The organism is Tenggerimyces flavus (assembly GCF_016907715.1).
Taxonomy (GTDB): domain Bacteria; phylum Actinomycetota; class Actinomycetes; order Propionibacteriales; family Actinopolymorphaceae; genus Tenggerimyces; species Tenggerimyces flavus.
Genome location: NZ_JAFBCM010000001.1, coordinates 8,498,170 through 8,519,422 on the forward strand (window position 1 = coordinate 8,498,170; position 21,253 = coordinate 8,519,422).

Below are 21,253 nucleotides of genomic sequence, written 5' to 3' on the forward strand. Positions count from 1 at the left end.
GGCGCTAGGAGCCGATGATCAGGCTCATGGCCTCGGCGCGGGTAGCGGCTTCGCGGAGTTGGCCGCGGACGGCGGAGGTCACTGTCTTCGCGCCCGGTTTGCGGACGCCGCGCATGGTCATGCAGAGGTGTTCGCACTCGATCACGACGATCACGCCGCGCGGCTCGAGGATGCGGACTATGGCCTCCGCGATCTGGGTGGTCAGTCGTTCCTGCACCTGCGGCCGGCGGGCGAAGACGTCGACCAGGCGGGCGAGCTTGGACAGGCCGGTGATCTCGCCGGCCCGGTTCGGGATGTAGCCGATGTGCGCCACGCCCGTGAACGGGACCAAATGGTGCTCACAGGTCGACCAGACCTCGATGTCCTTCACGAGCACCATCTCGTCGTGCCCGAGCTCGAAGGTCGTCGACAGGACGTCCTCGGGCCGCATCCGCAGCCCGGCGAACATCTCCGCGTAGGCCCGCGCCACCCGGGCCGGGGTGTCGGCCAGCCCCGAACGGTCCGGGTTCTCCCCCACCGCGTACAGCAGCTCCCGAACGGCCGCCTCCGCACGTTCGTGGTCGAACGGCGGCACCTTCGCGGGGTCGACATAGCCCTCGGGCTCGTCGGATCTGTTCACACCACTCACCTAACGAAGAACGGGCATACCCCGAGGGATATGCCCGTTCTCGACTGCCGGTATCAGGCGCCGGACCAACCCGGGGTCTGCCCCGGTGACGGGTCCTGCGTCCGCTTCTCGTGCACGTCGGCCTCACCGGCCGGCGAGGGCGCGATGACCAGGCCGCCCTGCTCGCCGGACTTCTGACCGTTCGCGATGGCCACCTTCGGCGTGTCCACCGGCGGGATCTCCGACGGAACGCGGCTGGCCGAGCCGGTCCAGGCCGGACGAAGCTCGCGCCGCCGGATCGGGGCGAACACCCGCGCGACCTGCTCCTTGTCGAGGGTCTCCTTCTCGAGCAGTTCGAGAACGAGGTTGTCGAGCACGTCACGGTTCTCGACCAGGATGTCGAACGCCTCCTGGTGCGCGGTGTCGATCAGCTTCCGCACCTCGGCGTCGACCTGTGCCGCCACCTGCTCGGAGTAGTCGCGCTGGTGTCCGAGGTCGCGACCGAGGAACGGCTCGTTGGCGTCCGAACCGAACCGGATCGCGCCGAGCTTCTCGGTCATGCCGTACTGCGTGACCATCGCGCGCGCTAGGCCGGTCGCCTTCTCGAAGTCGTTCGCCGCACCGGTCGTCGGGTCGTGGAAGACAAGCTCCTCCGCGGCCCGGCCGCCCATCATGTACGCGAGCTTGTCGAGCATCTCCGAACGCGTCGTGGAGTACTTGTCCTCGTCCGGCAGCACCATCGTGTAGCCGAGCGCGCGACCACGCGGGAGGATCGTGACCTTGTGGACCGGGTCTGTCCCGGGCAGCGCCGCCGCGACGAGAGCGTGTCCGCCCTCGTGGTACGCGGTGATCTTCTTCTCCTTGTCGCTCATCAGACGCGTCCGCTTCTGCGGGCCGGCGATCACGCGGTCGATCGCCTCGTCGAGCGCGTCGTCGTCGATGAGCTTCTTGTTCTGCCGCGCGGTGAGCAGCGCCGCCTCGTTGAGCACGTTCGCCAGGTCGGCACCGGAGAAGCCCGGCGTACGACGCGCGACGGCCATCAGGTCGACGGCCTGCGCCATCGGCTTGCCGCGAGCGTGCACCTGCAGGATCTTGTGCCGGCCCATCAGGTCGGGCGCCTCGACGCCGATCTGTCGGTCGAACCGGCCCGGGCGCAGCAGCGCCGGGTCGAGGATGTCCGGCCGGTTGGTCGCGGCGATCAGGATCACGCCACCGCGAACGTCGAAGCCGTCCATCTCGACGAGCAGCTGGTTCAGCGTCTGCTCGCGCTCGTCGTGACCGCCACCGAGGCCTGCGCCACGGTGCCGACCGACGGCGTCGATCTCGTCGATGAAGATGATCGCCGGCGCGTTCGCCTTGGCCTGCTCGAACAGGTCGCGTACGCGGGACGCACCGACACCGACGAACATCTCGACGAAGTCCGAACCGGAGATCGAGTAGAACGGCACTCCTGCCTCGCCGGCGACCGCTCGGGCGAGCAGCGTCTTACCGGTTCCGGGCGGCCCGTACAGCAGCACGCCCTTGGGGATCTTGGCACCGACGGCCTGGAACTTCGCCGGCTCCTGCAGGAACTCCTTGATCTCGCCAAGCTCCTCGATCGCCTCGTCGCAACCAGCGACGTCGGCGAACGTCGACTTCGGGGTGTCCTTGCTGATCAGCTTCGCCTTCGACTTGCCGAAGTTCATCACCCGTGAGCCGCCGCCCTGGACGCTGTTCATCAAGAACAGGAACAGGATCGCGATCAGGATGAACGGCAGCAGTGTCGAGATCAGAGTCCCGATGAGGCTCGGCCGAGAGATGTTGACGTCGTAGCCGTCAGGGATCAGCTTGCTGTCGGTCTTCTCCTGGAGAGTCTTGACCAGCTCGACCTGTTGGCCCTCGATGTAGGCGGCGCGAAGCTTCTGACCGTCCTTCGTCGTGATCCGGATCTCTTGCTCCGTGCCCCCGACGACGACCGCGGACCGCACATCGTTTCCATCGATTTCCTGGATGATGCGGTACGTGTCGACCTCTTTGAAGCCGCCGGAGCGGGTGGCGAAGTCGCCGACGAGCAGAACCACGATGATGAGGACGGCGATCCAGAAGATCGGCCCACGGAAGAATCGCTTGAAGTCCATAGCGCGGAGCGTCGGGCTCCGTCCCTCCTGCTCATCCACGTAACCGATCGACGGGGAGTCGTCGATGCGGCGCACCAGTACGATCGGCGTCCCCTCGGCGGTGACCGCACCGCTGTCGGGCCCAACACCGCTCACAGCCCACGGCGTGGGGAGACTACGAAGGTACACCGGGCCAACGGCCGGCGCACGAGCAGCGTACCTTTCGCGTGCGTCTCCCTCATCGAACGTCGCAGGTCACCGCTGGTGTTCCCGAGGGCTGGCCCTGACTGGCCGGCTAGTCAGTGACGCTGGTCACGACCTCGAGTAGACATGCGGGGCGAGCGTGCCGATCGAGCGCAGGTTGCGGTACCGCTCGGCGTAGTCGAGGCCGTACCCGACCACGAACTCGTTCGGGATGTCGAACCCGACGTACTTGACCGGAATGTCGGTCTTGATCGCGTCCGGCTTCCGCAGCATCGTGCAGATCTCCACCGACTCCGGGCCGCGCGACTTCAGGTTCGACGCGAGCCAGGACAGCGTGAGCCCGGTGTCGACGATGTCCTCCACGACCAGCACGTGCCGGCCGGTGAGGTCGGTGTCGAGGTCCTTGAGGATCCGGACCACGCCGGACGAACGGGTGCCGGAGCCGTACGACGACACCGCCATCCAGTCCATCTCGACGTGCCGGCTGAGGGCGCGGGCGAGGTCGGCCATCACCATCACCGCGCCCTTGAGCACGCCGACGAGCAGCAGGTCCTGGCCCTCGTAGTCACGTTCGATCTCGGCCGCGAGCTCGGCGACCCGGGTACGGATCTGCTCTTCGGTGAGGAGGATCGACTCGAGGTCGTGATCGATCTGGTCGGCGTCCACCTTGAGAGCTCCCAGGTGCGGCGGAGAAGTACGGCCGGAACAGCGTTTCATACCCAAGCGGGACCTGCCCGGCAGACCCTGACTTTCAACGCAGGAAGGACAGGTGACGTCAGTCACTCCGGCGTGACCAAGGCCGGGGATGACGGAGAGCGTCGGATCAGCTCGCGGCGCATCCGCGCCCGGCTGGGCGTGGTGCAGGTCAAGGCCATATCGGGAATACGGACGCAGATCTGCAACGCGGCCAGGCGGGATGCGGGGTGTCGCGAGCCCGGCGATATCCGTCAGACGCGGCCTAGCTCCAGTCGTCCGTCGACCCGATGGACGCGAATGCCGCCTGGCAGCTCCACGAACGCCTGCCCGTGCCAGTCCGTCACCAGCGTGTCCATCGCGGCGAGGTGACCGGAGGACAGGTCGTTCGCCGGCGAGCCGGCAGCCAGCGCCGCGCGCCGGAGCACCCGCCGGCGGATCGCCGCGGGCAGGCCTTCGAGCGCGGCCACGTCCACGCCCGACTGCCCCACGCAGGTCTCGGCGGCCCGGGTGGCCCACTCGTCGAGCGCGTCGGCGTCGTCGCGCAGCTGGTCGGCCGTACGGGCGAGCGCCGCGGTCACGCCCGGGCCGAGCTCGTGCTCGAGCACCGGCAGCACGCCGTGCCGGACGCGCACCCGGGTGTACGCGGCGTTCAGGTTGTGCGGGTCCTCCCAGACCGCGAGCCCCGCCTCCGAGCACGCGCGCTGGGTGGTCGACCGGTCCAACGCGAGGAACGGTCGGCGGTACGTGCCCGAGCGCGCCGCCATCCCCGCCAGGGACCGCGCTCCCGAGCCGCGCGCCAACCCGAGGAGCACCGTCTCCGCCTGGTCGTCGCGCGTATGGCCCAGGAGAACAGCGGCCACCGACAACTTCTCCGCGATCGCGTCCAGCGCCTCATACCGAGCGGTCCGGGCCGCCGCCTCGGGTCCGCCGGCGGTCCCGACGGTCACGCGGGCGATCTCGACCGGGTCGAGCCGCAGGCCGCGCAACGTCGCGGCCACGCCCTCCGCGCGGGTGTCCGAGCCCAGCTGCAGCCCGTGGTCGACGGTCACCCCGCCGGCGAGCCAGCCGGCCGCGGGCGCCTCGAACGCCAGCGCCGACGCGAGCGCGAGCGAGTCCGCCCCGCCGGAGCACGCGACGAGCACGACATCGCCCGGGGAGAGGTCGGCCAGCGCCGTACGAACCGCCAGCCGGACCGCCGCGACCGCCGGGTGGGGGCCCACTAGGCCGTGTCTCTTAAGTAGCGCTGGTCATCGCGCGTAGCGCGATGGCGCGCGGCGCACCGCGCCCGGCTGGGCGTGGTGCAGGAGGAATTCATAGTTCGTCCTATGGGTGACGAACTGGACCGCGGCCAGGCGGGATGCGGTGTGTCGCGCGCCAGGCGATAGTTAAGAGACACGGCCTAGGCGACCGCAGCGTCCCCGTGGACCCGGCGCACCCAGGCGTCCGGGTCGGTGATCTCGGCCTTGGTCGGCAGCGTCTCGCCCGAGGTCCAGACCCGGTTGAAGCCCTCCATGCCGACCTTGTCGACGACCCCGCGGACGAAGATCGCGCCGTCGCGGTACTGCTTCATCTTGGCGTCCAGTCCGAGCAGCCGCTTGAGCAGCTGGTCGAGCCAGGTGCCGCCACCGCGCCGCTCCTGGAACTTGCCCCGGATGTGGTCGACGGACGGGATCACGCCCGGGCCGACGCCGTCCATCACCACGTCGGCGTGGCCCTCGAGCAGCGACATCACCGCGGTGACCCGGTCGAGGATCGCCTTCTGCGCGGGTGTCTGGACCAGGTCGATGAACGACACCTCCTGGCCCTCGCCTCGCACGGCCTTGCCGACCTGCTCCAGACCCTGCCTGAGCTGGGAGAACATCGCCGACGGGTCGAGGTCGGTCTGCTGCAGGAACTCGCCGATCTGGCCGCGCAGGTAGTCGCGCAGCCAGGGCACGGCGGTGAACTGGACGCGGTGCGTCTCCTCGTGCAGGCAGACCCAGAGGCGGAAGTCGCGCGGGTCGACGCCGAGCTCGCGCTCGACGTGGACGACGTTCGGCGCGACCAGCAGCAGCCGGCCGACGGGCGGCGCGCCGTGGCCGTTGCCGTTGGCGCTGGGCGTGCCACCGTTCCAGAACGGGTCGAACTGGCCGAGCACCTTGCCGGACAGGAACGCGAGCAGCGCCCCCGCCTCGAACCCGGTGACGCGGGCGCCGAACGAGCCGAGAGAGGGGCCGCCGCCGCCCTGGTCGCTGCCGCGCTTCTCGCGGAGCTTCGCGGCGAGCGGGGCGAGCACCTCACGGAACCCGTCGGCGTTCGCCTGCACCCAGCCGTTCCGGTCGACGACGAGCACCGGCGCCCGGCCGCCGCTCGTGTGCAGGCCGGTGTACTCACGCACGTGCCCCTCGGACAGCGCGGCGAACTCACGCAGGTCGCTGACGGCCTGCGCGGCCTCCTCGCGGCTGATGTCCGGGCCGGGGCGGGTGAGCCTGCGGGCCGTGCTGACGGCGAAGTCCCAGTCGACCATCGACTCGGTCGCGTCGGCAGTCGCGGTGGTGTCGTCGGTGCTCATGGGTTCACCGTACGCGGTGTGGAGCGCCAAGGAACCGGTCACAGGGACGAACCAGGGATGCTCCGGACTCCGACAAGACTCCGGGCTAGACCACGCGGAGGAACTGGTTCGGCCGCAGGGCGCGGTCGACAATCCGGGTGTCGCCGATCCAGCCATAGAAGCCCTGCCCGAACGCCCCGTCGAACTGGGTGCCGCCGATCGCGAACGGTTTGCCGAGCGTGGTGATGCCGTTCGACACCTCGATGGCGTTCCGGGCGATCCGCGAGCCGTCGACGTAGACCGTGGTGTGCCTGCCGTCGTTCACCACGGCGAGGTGCGTCCACCGGCCGATCGGCAGCGCGTGGCTCCACGACGTCGGGTCGGCGTCGACCGGAACGGGATAGACCACGAACTGCAGGAACCGTTCCGGCGACAGGTTGAGGCTGCAGGTCGGCTCGGCGTCGGACCAGCCGCTGTGCTTGCCCGCGTCGCCCGCGCGGCCCTCCCAGCTCAGGATCCCCATCCACGCGTGGTCGCCCTCGAACGGATCGGGCAGCTTGACGAACGTCTCGATGTGTAGCCGGACCGGAACTTCAGGCTGTTGATCGGCGCGCTCGCACCCGCGCGCAGCACCGCGCCGCGGTCCGGGGCCTTGCCGCCGCCGAAGCGCAGGCTCGCGTGCGCCGGCTGCGCGTCGTGGTGGTCGGCCGACCACAGCAGCGCGTCCGGGCCGCTGGAGTGCAGACGCTCCACCGTGAGGTCGTTGCCGGAGCCGGTGAGGTCGCGGACTACCGCTCCACTCGTGATCGGCGTCCCGTCGGCGCCAGGGACGGAGATCCCGGCCGGGTCGAAGCGCCAGTACGCGACCGTGCCGCGCGGCATGACGGCCTTCGGCGGACGGGGCGCCGGCAGCTTCGGCGGCGCAAAGCCGGCGAAGCGGGCGCGGAAGTCGAGGTCGATGTTGAACCGGTCGACCCCGGTGGTGAGGTCGGCGTTCTCCACCTCCAGCGGATCGGGCGACCGTTCCGCCTGCTCCCGCAGCCATGGCGAGAACGTCGACACGTCGACCGTGTTCCGCGCCAGGTCGAACTCGTACGTGCGCACCATCCCGGCGCCGCCGTAGTAGCGGTCCTGGTAGTTGGTGATGTGCAGATGCACGGCGTTGCCGGCGTCGTTGTCCATCGTCACCCGCCCGGGCGGCCAGTAGTGCCCGCCGAGCGCCAAGAAGATCTGGTCGTTGCCGCGGATCAGCCGGTCCCACAGCCGCTGCCCGTAGTCGGACAGGTGTGCCTCGCCGTTGTCCTCCGCCCACACGAGCTCGTGCGTTGTCAGGATCGTGGGCAGCTGGCGATTCTTGTCCAGAACCTGCTGCGTCCAGGCCAGACCGGCGTCCGAGACACGCCAGTCCAGCGCAAGGACGAGCCACTCGTGCCCGGCCGCGCGGAACCGGTGGAAGCTGTTGTAGCCGTCCGGCGACGAGCCGCCGTACGTCCTCGACCGCGCGAACCGTTGCGGTCCGAACGTCCGCAGATACGGGGTGTCGCCTCGCTGGTCGTCGGTGCTGCCGGGGACGTCGTGGTTGCCGGCCAGGACGCTGTACGGCAGCCGTCCGTCGATCGTCTTGAACACCGTGTTGGCGTCGCGCAGCTCAGCCTCGGTGCCGTGCTCGGTGATGTCGCCGAGCTGGGCCATGAACACGAGGTTCGACCGGTCCCGCTCGTTGACGAGGTAGCGCAGGGTCGCCCGGACCGGCTCGTGGTCCGAGCCGCCCTCGTCGAGCAGGTACTGCGTGTCCGGCAGCACCGCCAGCGTGAATCGATCGGTCGAGGCGGCGGGCTTGCCGGTCTTGCTGGTCTCCGCCTGGGCCTGGGCGGCGGGCAGGTCCGTCGCGAGGGCGACGACGGGGGCGGCAGCGGCGGCTTGCAGCAGCCGGCGGCGGGCTACGTTCATGGGCGCAGTCTGCAGGCAACGGCTGGCATTCGGGTGACGGCTGGTGGAACGGTGGGCGTCAGCGGCAGCCGCAGGTGGCGAGGGCAGCGGCCGCGCGGTCGAGGCCCAGGCGCGGGTCGCCGGCCGTCGTACGGTCGGCCATCAGCGCGAACGTGAGCAGTGCGCCGTCCTTCGTCGTGACCACGCCCGCGAGCGAGGCGATGCCGGTGAGCGTGCCGGTCTTGGCCCGTACGACGCCCTCGCCGGGGTCGGACGCCTCGCCGCCGAACCGTTCGTCGAGCGTCCCGCTGAACCCCGCAACCGGCAGCCCGGTCAGTACGGCACGCAGCTCGGGGTGGTCAGGGTGGGCGGCGAGCGCGAGGACGGAGCTGATCGCGTTCGGGGTCAGCTTGTTCTGGCGGGACAGCCCGCTGCCGTCGTAGATCCGCAGGTCGGTCGCGTCGACGCCGAGCTGTCCGAGCACCGCCTGGACGCCCTCGATCGCGCCGCCGAACGTGGCCGGCAGGTCCTGGCTCAGCGCGACGTGCCTGGCCAGCACCTCGGCGCCTTCGTTGTCACTGGTCGTCAGCACGTGCTCGACGATCTCGTCCAGCGGGGCGGACTCGACTCGCGCGATGACCTCGGCGCCGTTCGCGGCCGTGCCCTCACTGGCGCCGGCCTTGATGCCGTTCGCCACCAGCGCCTCGGCGAACGCCTGACCCGCCGCCCGCGCCGGGTCCTTCGAGCGAGGCCTGGCGCCCGGGCGGGTGCGGCCCTCGTTCACCCAGAGCGCGGTGATGCGGGAGACGACGCTGCCCGGCACGTACTGCGGCTCCCACTGCGGGCTGATCGGCTGCTTGAACAGGTTGGCGTCGACGAGGACGTCCACCTGTGTCAGCTTGCGCTTCTTGAGCTCCTTCGCGGTAGCGGCCGCGAGGTCCTCGATCGTGGCGCGCTCGGGATAGCCCTTCGCGGCCTTGGTCGCGAGCAACGGGTCGCCGCCGCCGACCAGCACGATCTGGCCGGGTTTGGCACCTTCGACCACCTTGGTCTCGAAGCGGTGCTGTGGGCCGAGCGCGGCGAGGACGGCGGTCGCGGTGACGATCTTCGTGGTCGACGCCGGCACGTACCCGGCGTCGTTTCCCTTGCCGTAGAGGAGCTTTCCGGTCAGCGCGTCGCGGATCGCGACGCCGACGTGCGGGCCGACGCCCTGGCTGCTCAGCGGGTCGGCGACCTTGGCCAAGATCCCCTCGCGGGTGGGGAGGGCGCCGGTTTCGAGGGCGTCGAGGACGCGTTCCGCCGGGGTGCGGGTGGGGGACGGCGTGGGCTTCGGGGTGGGCGTGGGTTGGTGCGACGGGGTCGCGGACGGGGTCGCGGCGCTCTTGCCCGCGCCCCAGGAGACGTCGACCAGATCGGTGACGACGGCGGCGTACCCGGCGAGGGCGAGCGCACCGACGACGATGAGCGCGAGCGCGACGCGCGCCCACGTCTGTTGGTGCAGCCTTTCGGCCGTCACGGCCAGCCCCCGACCTTCGTTGCCTGCTTGCTCCCCCGGGTGCCCACGGCGGGGGTTCGACCAGCGTACGGGAGAATCGTGCCCAGTTCTGACTCAGAAGGGCGGCCGCGGTGGACTTCGACGTGACGATCGAGATCCCGAAGGGGCAACGCAACAAGTACGAGATGGACCACAAGACCGGTCGGATCCGGCTCGACCGCACGCTGTTCACCGCGACCCAGTACCCGTGGGACTACGGCTTCATCGAGGACACGCTCGGCCAGGACACCGACCCGCTGGACGCGTTGGTGATGCTGCAGGAGCCGACGTTCCCAGGTTGCCTGATCCGCTGCCGCGCGATCGGGATGTACCGGATGAGCGACGAGAAGGGCCGCGACGACAAGGTCATCTGCGTCCCCGCGGCGGACCCGCGGATGGAACACCTGCGTGACATCCATCACCTGCCGGAGTTCGATCGGCTGGAGATCCAGCACTTCTTCGCGGTCTACAAGGACCTCGAGCCCGGCAAGTCCGTCGAGGGCGCGAGCTGGACCGGCCGTACGGAAGCCGAGGCGGAGATCGTCGCGTCGCGTGACCGCTTCGTCTCACAGCACTGATGGTCGCAGCCCCGGCTCGCTCAGTTTCGCCGCACGCCACCGCCTGTGGGGCGGCATCGCGATGTTCTCTTGGAGCTTCTTCGACGAGCCGGGCTGCGACGAATTGAGCCGTTTCGAGGTCACCGTTGGTCCGGTCGCGCACGGTGGGCACTGTGTGGCGCGGCACGAGGGGCGCGTGGTGTTCGTACGGCATGCGCTGCCGGGTGAGCGGGTCGTGGTGTCGGTCACCGAGGATCGCCAGGGGTCGTTCTGGCGGGCGGACGCCGTCGAGGTGCTGGAGGCGTCGCCGGATCGGGTCGTTCCTCCTTGCCCCGTTGCGGTTCCGGGCGGGTGCGGCGGGTGCGACTGGCAGCACGTCTCCGCCGAACGGCAACGGTCGCTGAAGGCGGACGTCGTCGCGGAGCAGCTCCGGCGGCTGGCCGGCATCGACCGCGAGGTCGTGGTCGAGGCGCTGCCGGGCGACGGGCTGCTGCACTGGCGTACGCGGACACGGCTCGCGGTCGACGCGCACGGCAAGGCGGGATTCCGGGGGCATCGCAGCCACGCGGTCGTGACGATCGACGGCTGCCCGATCGCGGCGCAAGGCACGGTTGACAAGGTGGTCGACCGCGACTGGGCGGCCGGCGCGGAGCTCTCGGTCGCCGTCGACAGCACCGGCGAGACGTTCGTCGCCGAGGGCCGCCGCCCCGTCTCGGGCGGATCCACGGCGCACGAACGGGCCGCCGGCAGGGACTGGACGGTCGCGCCGCACGGGTTCTGGCAGGTCCATCCCGCCGCCGCTGACACCTTCGCCCAGGTCGTCCGCGAGTGGGCCGCCCCGGCCGCCGGCGAGGTGGCGTGGGACCTGTACGCGGGCGTCGGGCTCTTCGCCTCCATCCTCGCCGCCCAGGTCGGCGCCGAGGGCACCGTGGTCGCCGTCGAGTCCGACCGCCGGGCCGCCGAACAGGGCGCGGACAACCTCGCCGACCTGCCGCAGGTACGGGTCTTCGCCGGCCGCGTCGAGGCTGTCCTGGACCGAGCCCAGCTCCCCGATCCGCGGGTCGTCGTCCTCGACCCACCCCGCAAGGGCGCCGGCAGCCGCATCGTGAAGTCGATCGCACGCCGCCGCCCGGACCGCGTCGTCTACGTCGCCTGCGACCCGGCCGCCCTGGCCCGCGACCTCGCCTCGTTCGCCGAGCGCGGCTACGACCTGACCGACCTCCGCGCCTTCGACGCGTTCCCCATGACCCACCACGTCGAGTGCGTCGCATTGCTCAACCGTCGGTAGCAGGATGGATCCAGATCCCGCGGTCACAGACGCCGCTGGCATCCCCGTCGTCAGGCCCGCCTGCCACTCACGGCAGGCGGGTGAGCTCCCACTGCTGGCTCTCCGCTCCCGTGAACGGTTGCTGCGTCAGCGGTGCCGGGTAGGCGCCGGAGTCGGTGATCGCGTAGCCGGTCAGGAAGTTCACGATCCCGAACTTCCCGTCTCCCAACGGATTCAGTGCCCAGCGCATGCCGTCCTGGCCGTTGCAGCTGTACTGCAGGATCTCCGTTCCCGGCTCCGTGCCGCTGAACGCGCTGTCCGCGCACTTCGAGCTGTTCACGTTGGCGAGCTGCCAGCCCGTCTCGTACTGGAACCGCCACTGCTGGCTCGTCCCCCCGCTCGGTGCGCGATGCGACAGCCGTACCAGGTCGTTGGGCGACCCGTCGATCACGTCCATCGCGTTTCCCGTTGCCACGTTGGTGATCACGTACGCCTCGCCGTGCTTCGGGCCACCGCCCGGGTCTGGCGTCGGGCTCTTGATCAGCCAGTCGCTGTTCGCCACGTTCCAGTGCGTCGCGAGGTACGAGCCGGCCGGCGGCGAGGTGTGGAAGTAGTCGTCGTGGTTGCAGTCCATCAGCCGGTCGGTGTCCTTCTCGGCGCACACGACCTGGGTGTCGCCGTAACACATCAGGTCCCACTCGTCGCGGCAGTGGAAGCCGCTGTCGGCGTTCGGGGCGGACAGCTGGACGGCGCCGAGGTTGTGGCCGAGCTCGTGCCCGGCGGCGTTGAAGCCCCAGCAGTTCGGCGAGGCGTCGACGCGCGCGTAGCCGACGTTGGTGTTGTTCGCGTTGTCGAGCCCGGGACGGTCGTCGTCGTACAGCGTCCCCTGCCCGCAGATGACCTGCGCGTCGGCGTACATCAGGTACTTGCGCGACGCGTCGGTGAATCCCTTGTCCTGCAGGGCCTTGACGCCCGAGTCCCAGTTCGCGAGCGACCCGTCCGGTACGACGACCTCGGTCACCTTCACCCGGCAGCCCGCGCCGGCAGGCTCGGTCACGAAGCGGATGTGCCGGCTCGCGCCCGTCTGCGCCGCGCTGTCGTTGTACGCGGCGTCCATCTCGTGCGAGAACGCCTGGAACGACGCCTCGAAGCGGGCGAACCGCGACGCCGTCGAGTCCTGGCGTACGTACAGCACCTCCACCCGCTTGCCCGACACCCCGTCGCCCTCGCAGACGACCGGGTTCGCGGCGATCACCGCGTCCGCGACGGCGGGCCGAAGCGGCACCGGCGCGCGTCCGACATCGGCCGCCGGGATCGCCGTCGCTCCGGGCGAGCAGCCGCCCGCCAGAGCACTGCGGATCAGCCCTTCGCAGGGGTCGGCGGACGGACCTGCCGCGCCGAACGCGGCGGCAGGCAAGGAGATCGGCAGGGTAAATGCCGCAATCGCGGCGGCAAGGACCACACGTCGCAGCTGACTGGTCATGACCGACATGTACCTAATAGGTGGCAACGTTGTAAATGGTCTTGCACGAAAGTGCCGAGATCGTCGAAACCTCTCCCACAAACCGCGCGGCCATCCGATCATGGGACGGTCGGGAACGAGCCCGCACGAATGACATCAGTGTGGTTTGTCAACGCGACACGCGTGTGACAGAAGTTTTTCGTGTGAAAGGTGTTCCATTTGGGACACCGAGTCGCTACGTTCCGTGAATGAGAACGTGATCATGAAGCGGTTGTGTGAGGGAGTCAGGGCCGTGGGACCGAGCAGCGACGAGCCGACCGGATCTCGACCGAGCCGTTCCTTCCCCTCGTCTCGGCAGCTCCGCGTCGGTCTCGTCGCACTCGCCGCCGCCGCTCTCACGTTCGGTACGGCCGCTCCCTCGATCGCCGATCCCGAAGACCCCATCCCCAGCCGTCAGCAGGTCGACGAGGCGCAGAACAACGCGCTGAACGCCGCCGCCGACGTGGGCCGGATCCGCGCCCAGCTCGCGACCGCGAACGACAGGCTGCGCCAGCTCGACATCGCGGCGCAGACCGCGGTCGAGGAGTACAACGAGGCCACGTACAACCTGCAACTCGCCGACAAGGCGGCCACTGCGGCGAAGCAGAAGGCGGATGCGGCGACGAAGGCGGCCGCGGACAAGCGCCGCGCGATCGGCCAGTTCGCCGCGGCCTCGTACCAGCACCAGACCGGCCTGCGAGAGCTCTCGGCGTTCATCGGCGCCGACGGGCCGCAGAGCCTGCTCGACCAGGCCTCGACCGTCGAGATGGTCTCCTCCTCCGCGGCGCAGAACCTCGCGGCCCTGCGGGCGAGCGAGGTCGTCGCCGGCGTCCTCGAACGACAGGCCGCCACGGCGCGCGACAGCCGGCAGTCCGCCGCCAAGGTCGCCGACACGGCGAAGGACAAAGCCACCAAGGCACTCGGCGAGCAGCAGTCGTCGGTCGCCTCGATCGAGCAGGAGAAGACCGCGCTCGTGGGTCGGCTCGCGCAGCTCGAGGGGATCTCGGCGACGCTCGCGCAACAGCGGCAGGACGGCCTGGAGGAACAGGCCCGCCAGCGCGCCGAAGAGGCCCGCAAGAAGGCCGAGGAGGAACGCCGCAAGCGCGAGGAGCAGGAGAAGCAGCGCCGCGAACGGGACCGCAGCCCCAACGACGACGGTGGCGGCGACAACGACGACGACGGGGATGACGACGGCGGCGGTGGGGGCGGCGGAGGCGGCGAGTCCACGTCCGCGCAGGGCCGGATCGCGGTCCAGTTCGCCAGAGCCCAGCTGGGCGAGCCGTACGTCTTCGGCGGCGACGGCCCCGGTACCTGGGACTGCTCCGGCCTGACCATGGGCGCCTGGGGCGAGGCCGGCGTCTACCTGCCGCACACCGCGCGCGGGCAGTACCGGCGGTCGGAGAAGCTCTCGATGGACGAACTCCGCCCCGGCGACCTGATCTTCTTCTCGCGCAACCCCGGCGACCCGGGCACGATCTACCACGTCGCGATGTACGTCGGCGGCGGCAAGATGATCCACGCGCCCAACCCGCGCCGCAGCGTCGAGATCAAGTCGATGTTCTACATGGGGACACCCACGCAGTTCGCTCGACCTCACTGATCGCTAATCTTCGGCTGTGATCCGCGTCGGGCTGCTGACTGACTACGGCACCCGTGACGGGTTCGTGGCGCTCTGCCAGGGCATCATCCTCGAGCGCGCGCCGGAGACGTCGCTGTTCGACATCTCTCACGAGGTCCCGCCGATGGACGTCCGTCACGGCGCTGCCGTCCTCACCCGCGTCCTGCCCTACCTGCCAGCGGCGATCTACTTCGTGGTCGTCGATCCGGGCGTTGGCACCAAGCGCCGCCCGGCCGCCGTACGAGCCGGCGAGAGCATCATCGTCGGCCCCGACAACGGCCTGCTCGCGGCCGGCGCCGCGGCGCTCGGCGGGGCCAGCGAGGCGTACGTGCTCACGAACTCCGCGCTCTGGCTGCCGACGGTCGGCCGTACGTTCCACGGGCGTGACATCTTCGCGCCGGTCGTCGGCCACCTCGCCGCGGGGAGACCGCTGGCGGAGGTCGGAGAGCCCACGCCGGTCGACACCCTGGTCGAACTGCCGCCGCTGCGGTCGCGGATCGCGGACGGCGTGGTGACCAGCGACGTGTCGTACGTGAACAGGTACGGCAACATCCAGCTCGCCGCCGGGCCGGACGCGCTCGACGTGCTCGGCCCGGGACGGGTCGACGTCCGCTGCGGCGACGTGGCGGCCTGGGCGACGGTGGGCAGGACGTTCGGCGAGGTGCCCGAGCGCGAGCTGGTGCTGTTCGTCGACTCCGACGGCCGCGTCGCGCTCGCGGTGAACGGCGGCGACGCGGCCGCGCGGCTCGGGGTCCGCAGCGGGAGCGAGGTCGTTCTCCGCCGCTCCCGCATGGAGGCTTAAGCCCAAGGACGCGGGAACGTCTCGCCGTCGAGCCGGTCGCCGGCGGTGAGGCCGAGCGGGTCGGTGACGACGTGCGGGTTCCCGTTGAACTGGGTCGCCTCGTCCATGTAGATGTTCACGTGCGCCATCCGCGCCAGGTCGGTCTTGTTGGGCAGCGCCATGTGGCCGGTGTAGCTGCTGTGGAACGTGCAGTCGCCCGCGCGCAGCGGGACCGTGACGCGCGGATGCCAGCGCAGCGACGGGTCGTGCAGGAACAGGTCCTCCTCGTCCAGCAGGTTCTGCGGCTTGAGGCCCTTCACGTTCTGCGTGCCCGGGATGAACGACATGCAGCCCTTCTCCGGCGGCACGTCCACGAGCGCGACCCAGCACGACAGCGAGTGCCGGTCGCCCTGGTGCGGCCAGTACGGGCGGTCCTGGTGGAACTCGGTCGCGGTGTCGCTGTGCGGCTCCTTCACCAGCATGTGGTCGTGCCAGATCCGCAACGGGATGCCGGCGAGCTGCTCGGCGACGCGGCCGATCCGCGGGTGCAGCGTGAGCTCGCGGGCGACCTCGTCGTGCTGCCAGACGTTCACCAGCTGGGTGAAGACCTTGCGGTCGTAGTTGAGTCCCTCGGCGCGGTGCGCCTCGAGGAACGCGGCCTCGCCGGCGCGGAAGCGTTCGACCTCGTCGGGCTCGAGGATGCCTCGGATCCGGACGAATCCGTTGTCACGGTACGAGGCGATGAGCTCGTCGGAGATCCGGCCGCCGGCGTCGACGTCACTGATTCGCTCTGCGGGTGGGCTGATCGTCATGCTCCCAGCCTGACTCTTCGACGCCGCCGAGGGCTAGGAATATCCGTGCGGGCAATCGTACGATCCTGACATGCTGCCCACCTATCACCAGAGCGACCTGTTCGGCCGCGCGGCCATCTTCGCCGCGGTGTACGACGTCGTCCACGGTGGCGAGGTGCACGGGCACGACTTCGTGGAGATCGCGGTGGTGGGCGGCGGGACGGGATTCCACGAGACGTCGTCCGGCCAGGAGCTCCTGTCGGCGGGCGACGTGCTCGTCCTGCGGCCGGGCGCGTGGCACGGGTTCGCGCGGTGCTCGCATCTGATCGTCGCGAACACCTGCCTGTCGGTGGCCGCGCTCGGTTCGGAGCTGGCTTTCCTGCGGGAGGTCCCGGGCGTCGCCGAGCTGGTCTGGCGGTCGCCCGTTCGGCCAGGCAGGCATGGCTGGTGGCGGCAACGTACGTCGCCGTCGTCCGCTGCCGCGGCGGTGTCGGAGATCGCCGAGCTGGGCGAGCTGATCGGCTCGAACGCCAACCAGGCAAGGGTTTTTGGACAACTGCTGACGGTGCTGAGCTATCTGGTCGAGGCCTCGCCGGTGGCGCCGCGGCACCATCCGTCGGTCGCCGCGACTGCCGCCCGGATCGACGACGACCCCGCGCACCCGTGGAGCATGGACGAACTGGCGGGGCTGGCCAACCTCGACGCGGCATACCTCACCCGGCTGTTCCGGCGCGACCTCGGCCTGCCGCCGATGGGCTACCTGGCGAGGGTCCGGACCGAACGCGCCGCCGCCCTGCTGACCCGGACCGACTACGCGATCGCCCGCGTGGGCGCGCTGGTCGGCTGGCCCGACCCCACGTACTTCGCCCGCCGCTTCCGCGCCCTCGTCGGCCTGACGCCGACGGCCTACCGCGCGAAGCGCCTGCTCCCCGAAGCCGAGCCGATCTGACCGGGCTCCACGTTTCGCATGAAGGGCACCTTCATTCAATAGCCCGGCCCAACCCACCATGTCCCATCAAACTGTGGGGTGCCCTTCATCCAAAGGCCAGCCCATCCGCCGTGCGCACTCTCAACGCCGGCGGATTGTATGAAGGGCACCTTCATTCAATAGGTTCGAATGAAGGTGCCCTTCATACAAAACGGGCGGGCTAGCGGAGGTCGCGGAAGAACTCGCGGACGTCGGACACCAGCAGCTCGGGCTCCTCGAGGGCCGCGAAGTGGCCGCCGCGGTCGTTGACGTCGGTCCAGCGGGTGATGGTGTTCTCCGTCTCCGCGTACTTCCGGATCGCCACGTCGTGCGCGAACACCAAGGCAGCGGTGGGAACGCCGGAGTTCTCCTTGCCCTGGCCCCACGCCATCCCCTGCGCGTAACCGACGTACGCCGCCGAGTTGCCCGTGCCCGTCAGCCAGTACAGCATCACGTTCGTCAGCAGCCGGTCCCGGTCGATGATCTCCTCGGGCAGCGTCGAGGACGGGTGCGTCCACTCGCGGAACTTGTCCATGATCCAAGCCAGCAAGGCGATCGGCGAGTCGACGAGCGCGTAGCCGATCGTCTGCGGCCGCGTCGACTGGATCGCGATGTAGCCGAACTCGCGCTGCATGAACTCCTCGATCCGCCGGACGCGATCGAGGTCGAGCTCGGACAGAGACGCGCGGTCCGCGTCGGACAGGGGCAACGGAGGCATCGGGCCGGGGCCGCCGTTGGTGTGCACACCGACCACGTTCGAACGAGCCGCCCGCGCCACCTCCGGCGAGACCGCGCCGCCGATGTCGCCGCCCTGCACGCCGTAGCGCTCGTACCCCAGCCGGCGCATCAGCTCAGCCCACGTCCGACCGATCCGCTCGGCTGTCCAGCCGCCCTCCGAGGTCGGGCCCGAGAAGCCGAACCCGGGGAGCGCGGGGATCACGACGTGGAACGCGTCTTCCGCCTTGCCACCATGGGCAACGGGGTCGGTGAGGGGACCGATGACGTCGAGGAACTCCACGACGGACCCCGGCCAGCCGTGCGTCAGCACCAGCGGCAACGCGTCGTCATGCGCCGAACGCACGTGCATGAAGTAGATCTGCTGCCCGTCGATCTCGGTGGTGAACTGCGGGATCTCGTTCAGCTCGCGCTCGACCTTGCGCCAGTCGTACCCGCTCCGCCAGTACTCCACCAGGCCGCTCAGCCACCCGACCGGCACGCCGGTGTCCCAGTCGTCGCCGGGCAGCGCCGCGGGCAGCCGAGCCGCGTCGAGCTTCGCCTTCAGCTCGTCCAGCTGGGCCTGGGGAACGTCGATCGTGAAGGGCCGGATCTCTTCGTTGTTCGTCATGACCACCACTCTAGGAGTCGGTTAGGACAGCTTCGGTCCTAGCTTCGTGCGAAACTTCGGACCATGTTGCGAACCTCAGGACGACTCCTCCGCCTCCTCGGGTTGCTCCAGTCGCCGCGCGACTGGAGCGGCGCCGAGCTCGCCGAGCGGATGGAGGTGGACGTTCGCACGGTACGCCGGGACGTCGAGAAGCTGCGCGAGCTCGGCTACCCGGTCGAGGCGACAGTCGGCGTCGCCGGCTACCGGCTCGGCGCCGGCGCGAACGTCCCGCCGCTGCTGCTCGACGACGACGAAGCGGTCGCGGTCGCCGTGGGACTGCGTACCGCGTCCGTCGGCTCGGTCGCGGGGATGGAGGAGTCCTCCCTTCGGGCGTTGTCGAAACTCGAGCAGGTCCTCCCCTCGAGGCTGCGGCATCGGGTCGAGACGCTGCAGTCGGTGACCGTGACGATGCCGGCCGGCGGACAGCAGGTGGACCCGTCCGTCCTGACCACGGTCGCGAACGTGTGCCGTGTCCACGAGCAGCTGCGGTTCGACTACGCGAGCCACTCCGGCACGTCGTCGGTACGGCGCGTCGAGCCACACCGCCTCGTCCACACCGGAAGGCGCTGGTACCTCGTGGCGTACGACCTGGACCGCGACGACTGGCGCAGCTTCCGCGTCGACCGCCTCCACCCGCGCATCCCCACCGGCCCGCGCTTCACGCCCAGGCCGCTGCCCGCCGACGACCTCGCGACGTTCGTCTCGCGCGGCATCACGACCCAGGCGTACCGCTATCGCGCGAGGTTCACGCTGCACGTCCCGATCGAGGTCGCCGCCGACCGGATCCCGCCGACGGTCGGCGCATTGGAAGAGCGAGACGAACGGTCGTGCACGATGCGCGCCGGCTCGAACTCCCTCGACGAACTGCTGCTCTACGTCGCCCTGTACGGCTTCGACTTCGAGATCCACGAGCCACCTGAGCTGATCGAGCACGCCCGCACCGTCACCGAACGCCTCGCCGAGGCCGTACCCGTCAGGAAGTAGCCGTCGAAACCGGCAGCCGGATCACGAACGTCGACCCGCGGCCCACCTCGCTCGCCACCTCGACCTGCCCGCCGTGCGCCTCGACCAGGTGCCGCACGATCGCCAACCCCAGCCCGCTGCCGCCCGTCGCCCGGGACCGGGACGGGTCCGCGCGGTAGAAGCGGTCGAACAGGTGTGGCAGATGCTCCTCGCCGATGCCGGGCCCGGTGTCGGACACCGACCACACGACCTGTCGCCCCTCCAGCTCTACCGCCACCACGACCGAGCCGCCGGACGGGGTGAAGCGCAGCGCGTTCGCGACCAGGTTGCTGAGCGCCTGCCGGATCCGATGCGGATCAGCATGGATGGGCGACGACGAAGGCGCCTGAGCGGTCAGCCGTACGCCGGCGGCCTCGGCAGCAGCACGGTGTGCCGCCACCACCTGCGCGGTCAGGTCGGAGGCGTCGCACTCCTCCGGGTAGATCCGCAGCATCCCGGCGTCGGCCTGCGCGAGCATCTGCAGGTCGGTGACCAGCCGTTCGAGCAGCGAGGCCTCCTCCAGCAGCGACCGCACCAGCGCCGAGTCCAGCTCGACCACGCCGTCCTCGGCCGCCTCCAGATACCCACGCACATTGGCCAACGGCGTACGCAGCTCGTGCGCGACGTCGCTCACGAGGGCACGCCGCTGTTGCTCGCCGGACTCGATCGCCGAGGCCATCGAGTTGAACGCGTGCCCCAGCCGGGCCACCTCGTCGGCGCCCTGCACGGGCACCCGCGCCGCCCGGTCGCCGGCCTCCATCCGCTGCGCCGCCGTCGTCAACGCCCGGATCGGGCGGACGAGCCGCTGGCCGCCGAGCAACGTGATGCCCGCGGCCACCACCAGCACCGCGAGCGCGGTCGACGCCGTACGCCACCAGCCGTCCGCCGAGAACGCGTCGAACCGCTCGCTCGACCCCAGGTAGAGCAGCGCGGTCGGCGCGACGTACGGCTGCAAGGCCTGCGCCCGCGACGTCGTGTAGCAGTCGGAGAACGCGTCGAGCGCGCGCTGCGCGACCTGCTCGCCCCCGCCGCCGGCCGCCGCCCCGGAGTCCGACCTGTCGGTCGTCCCCGGCTCCGGCTTGGCAGTGGGCGCGGACGACTCGGCGCGCTCGGTCGGTTCGGGCACCGGCACCGGCTTCGACGCCGAGCCCTTGGTCGTCTCCCACTTCTTCGCCTTGACCAGATCGACCTCGTCGGGGCGGATCGCCTGCAGCCCGTCCGGCCCCTTCTCCAGCGAGTACGTCACGCCGTACCCGTCCAGGCACTGGCTGGTCAGCCGTGTCTCCGCGCGGTTGTACGCGAGCGCCTGCTCGCTCGGCCGGTACAGCTCCGGCGGAACGCAGTTGCTCTCCTGCGCCGTGATCCTGCTGAGCACGTCCTCGGTGACCCCGGCCGACGGACCCTCGGTGGGCGCGGCCACCGGAGAGCTGTTCGACCTGACCTCGACGGGATAGCCGTCGATGTTGACCTGCACGGCAGCCGACGGATACTGCGCGGCGAGGCACTCGTTCGCCTTCTGGACAAGGGATTGCCGCTCGACCTCTTCGGCGGGCGTGAGCCCCCAGAGCCCGCCGCCGAGGTACTTGGCCACGCTCGTGACGGCGTAGCTGACGGCGGGGTACGCCTTGCCCGCCACTCCCACCCGCAGCGAGCTCGCGCCCAGCGTGTCGCCGGAGATCACGTCGAGCGTCGCCGCCGGGTTGGCCGGCAGCCGCGGCACGGACTCACCGAGCAGGCGCGCCGAGTCGGCGATGATCTGCCCGTCCGGCGTGGTCAGCGCGGACCCGGC

General features: G+C 70.3%; 18 protein-coding genes. 6 read left to right on the plus strand and 12 right to left on the minus strand.

What is annotated here, in order from left to right; translation table 11 throughout:
* Positions 1–4: 4 nt before the first annotated feature.
* The 8 genes from folE to dacB all read right to left on the minus strand — a co-directional run bounded on the left by folE (position 5) and on the right by dacB (position 9,578).
* On the minus strand, positions 5–619 hold the full coding sequence (gene folE / locus JOD67_RS39625; protein ID WP_443735047.1) for a GTP cyclohydrolase I FolE: 615 nt from the start codon (positions 617–619) through the stop codon (positions 5–7).
* A gap of 62 nt (positions 620–681) precedes the next feature.
* Positions 682–2,724, minus strand: a complete 2,043-nt coding sequence (gene ftsH / locus JOD67_RS39630; protein ID WP_205123369.1) for an ATP-dependent zinc metalloprotease FtsH — start codon at positions 2,722–2,724, stop codon at positions 682–684.
* A gap of 291 nt (positions 2,725–3,015) precedes the next feature.
* Positions 3,016–3,573: a hypoxanthine phosphoribosyltransferase gene (hpt, locus tag JOD67_RS39635; protein ID WP_307782721.1), complete on the minus strand. Its 558-nt coding sequence runs from the start codon at positions 3,571–3,573 to the stop codon at positions 3,016–3,018.
* A gap of 281 nt (positions 3,574–3,854) precedes the next feature.
* A complete protein-coding gene (gene tilS, locus JOD67_RS39640; protein ID WP_205122786.1) occupies positions 3,855–4,823 on the minus strand; it encodes a tRNA lysidine(34) synthetase TilS in 969 nt (322 codons plus the stop codon).
* 179 nt (positions 4,824–5,002) lie between these two features.
* Positions 5,003–6,154, minus strand: coding sequence for an Rv3626c family coenzyme F420 biosynthesis-associated protein (locus JOD67_RS39645; protein WP_239554267.1), 1,152 nt, complete (start codon positions 6,152–6,154; stop codon positions 5,003–5,005).
* A gap of 85 nt (positions 6,155–6,239) precedes the next feature.
* On the minus strand, positions 6,240–6,656 hold the full coding sequence (locus JOD67_RS40940; protein WP_239554268.1) for a LamG-like jellyroll fold domain-containing protein: 417 nt from the start codon (positions 6,654–6,656) through the stop codon (positions 6,240–6,242).
* The gene (locus JOD67_RS39650) at positions 6,644–8,083 is read right to left on the minus strand and encodes a metallophosphoesterase family protein (protein WP_239554269.1); all 1,440 of its coding nucleotides are present in this window, start codon (positions 8,081–8,083) and stop codon (positions 6,644–6,646) included. Before JOD67_RS39650 ends, JOD67_RS40940 begins: the two co-directional genes overlap by 13 nt.
* 58 nt (positions 8,084–8,141) lie before the next feature.
* The gene (gene dacB, locus JOD67_RS39655; RefSeq protein ID WP_205122787.1) at positions 8,142–9,578 is read right to left on the minus strand and encodes a D-alanyl-D-alanine carboxypeptidase/D-alanyl-D-alanine endopeptidase; all 1,437 of its coding nucleotides are present in this window, start codon (positions 9,576–9,578) and stop codon (positions 8,142–8,144) included.
* Between the two features lie 110 nt (positions 9,579–9,688).
* Here dacB and JOD67_RS39660 point away from each other — a divergent pair, with 110 nt between their 5' ends.
* Positions 9,689–10,174 carry an inorganic diphosphatase gene (locus JOD67_RS39660; protein WP_205122788.1) on the plus strand — a complete coding sequence of 162 codons (486 nt, stop codon included), beginning with the start codon at positions 9,689–9,691 and terminating at the stop codon, positions 10,172–10,174.
* 61 nt (positions 10,175–10,235) lie between these two features.
* Positions 10,236–11,441: a class I SAM-dependent RNA methyltransferase gene (locus JOD67_RS39665; RefSeq protein WP_205122789.1), complete on the plus strand. Its 1,206-nt coding sequence runs from the start codon at positions 10,236–10,238 to the stop codon at positions 11,439–11,441.
* Between the two features lie 67 nt (positions 11,442–11,508).
* Here JOD67_RS39665 and JOD67_RS39670 read toward each other — a convergent pair whose 3' ends face one another.
* Positions 11,509–12,903, minus strand: coding sequence for an RICIN domain-containing protein (locus tag JOD67_RS39670; RefSeq protein ID WP_205122790.1), 1,395 nt, complete (start codon positions 12,901–12,903; stop codon positions 11,509–11,511).
* Between the two features lie 271 nt (positions 12,904–13,174).
* Here JOD67_RS39670 and JOD67_RS42320 point away from each other — a divergent pair, with 271 nt between their 5' ends.
* Both JOD67_RS42320 and JOD67_RS39680 read left to right on the plus strand, forming a co-directional pair.
* Positions 13,175–14,521, plus strand: coding sequence for a C40 family peptidase (locus JOD67_RS42320; RefSeq protein WP_205122791.1), 1,347 nt, complete (start codon positions 13,175–13,177; stop codon positions 14,519–14,521).
* Positions 14,522–14,537: 16 nt separating this feature from the next.
* Positions 14,538–15,341 (plus strand): SAM hydrolase/SAM-dependent halogenase family protein, encoded by an 804-nt coding sequence (locus JOD67_RS39680; RefSeq protein WP_205122792.1) that lies wholly within the window; start codon positions 14,538–14,540, stop codon positions 15,339–15,341.
* Here the strand turns inward: JOD67_RS39680 and JOD67_RS39685 are convergent.
* Positions 15,338–16,132, minus strand: a complete 795-nt coding sequence (locus JOD67_RS39685) for a phytanoyl-CoA dioxygenase family protein (protein ID WP_205122793.1) — start codon at positions 16,130–16,132, stop codon at positions 15,338–15,340. The two genes, JOD67_RS39680 and JOD67_RS39685, sit on opposite strands and share 4 nt — an antisense overlap.
* A 70-nt stretch (positions 16,133–16,202) precedes the next feature.
* Here JOD67_RS39685 and JOD67_RS39690 point away from each other — a divergent pair, with 70 nt between their 5' ends.
* The gene (locus JOD67_RS39690; RefSeq protein ID WP_205122794.1) at positions 16,203–17,060 is read left to right on the plus strand and encodes a helix-turn-helix domain-containing protein; all 858 of its coding nucleotides are present in this window, start codon (positions 16,203–16,205) and stop codon (positions 17,058–17,060) included.
* Positions 17,061–17,259: 199 nt separating this feature from the next.
* On the opposite strand, the gene JOD67_RS39695 is transcribed toward JOD67_RS39690, so the two are convergent.
* Positions 17,260–18,423: an epoxide hydrolase family protein gene (locus JOD67_RS39695; RefSeq protein WP_205122795.1), complete on the minus strand. Its 1,164-nt coding sequence runs from the start codon at positions 18,421–18,423 to the stop codon at positions 17,260–17,262.
* Between the two features lie 63 nt (positions 18,424–18,486).
* Here JOD67_RS39695 and JOD67_RS39700 point away from each other — a divergent pair, with 63 nt between their 5' ends.
* Positions 18,487–19,446 carry a helix-turn-helix transcriptional regulator gene (locus JOD67_RS39700; protein WP_205122796.1) on the plus strand — a complete coding sequence of 320 codons (960 nt, stop codon included), beginning with the start codon at positions 18,487–18,489 and terminating at the stop codon, positions 19,444–19,446.
* On the opposite strand, the gene JOD67_RS39705 is transcribed toward JOD67_RS39700, so the two are convergent.
* Positions 19,436–21,253 (minus strand): sensor histidine kinase (locus tag JOD67_RS39705; RefSeq protein ID WP_205122797.1); only part of this gene is annotated, 1,818 nt, incomplete at its 5' end. The genes JOD67_RS39700 and JOD67_RS39705 overlap by 11 nt on opposite strands.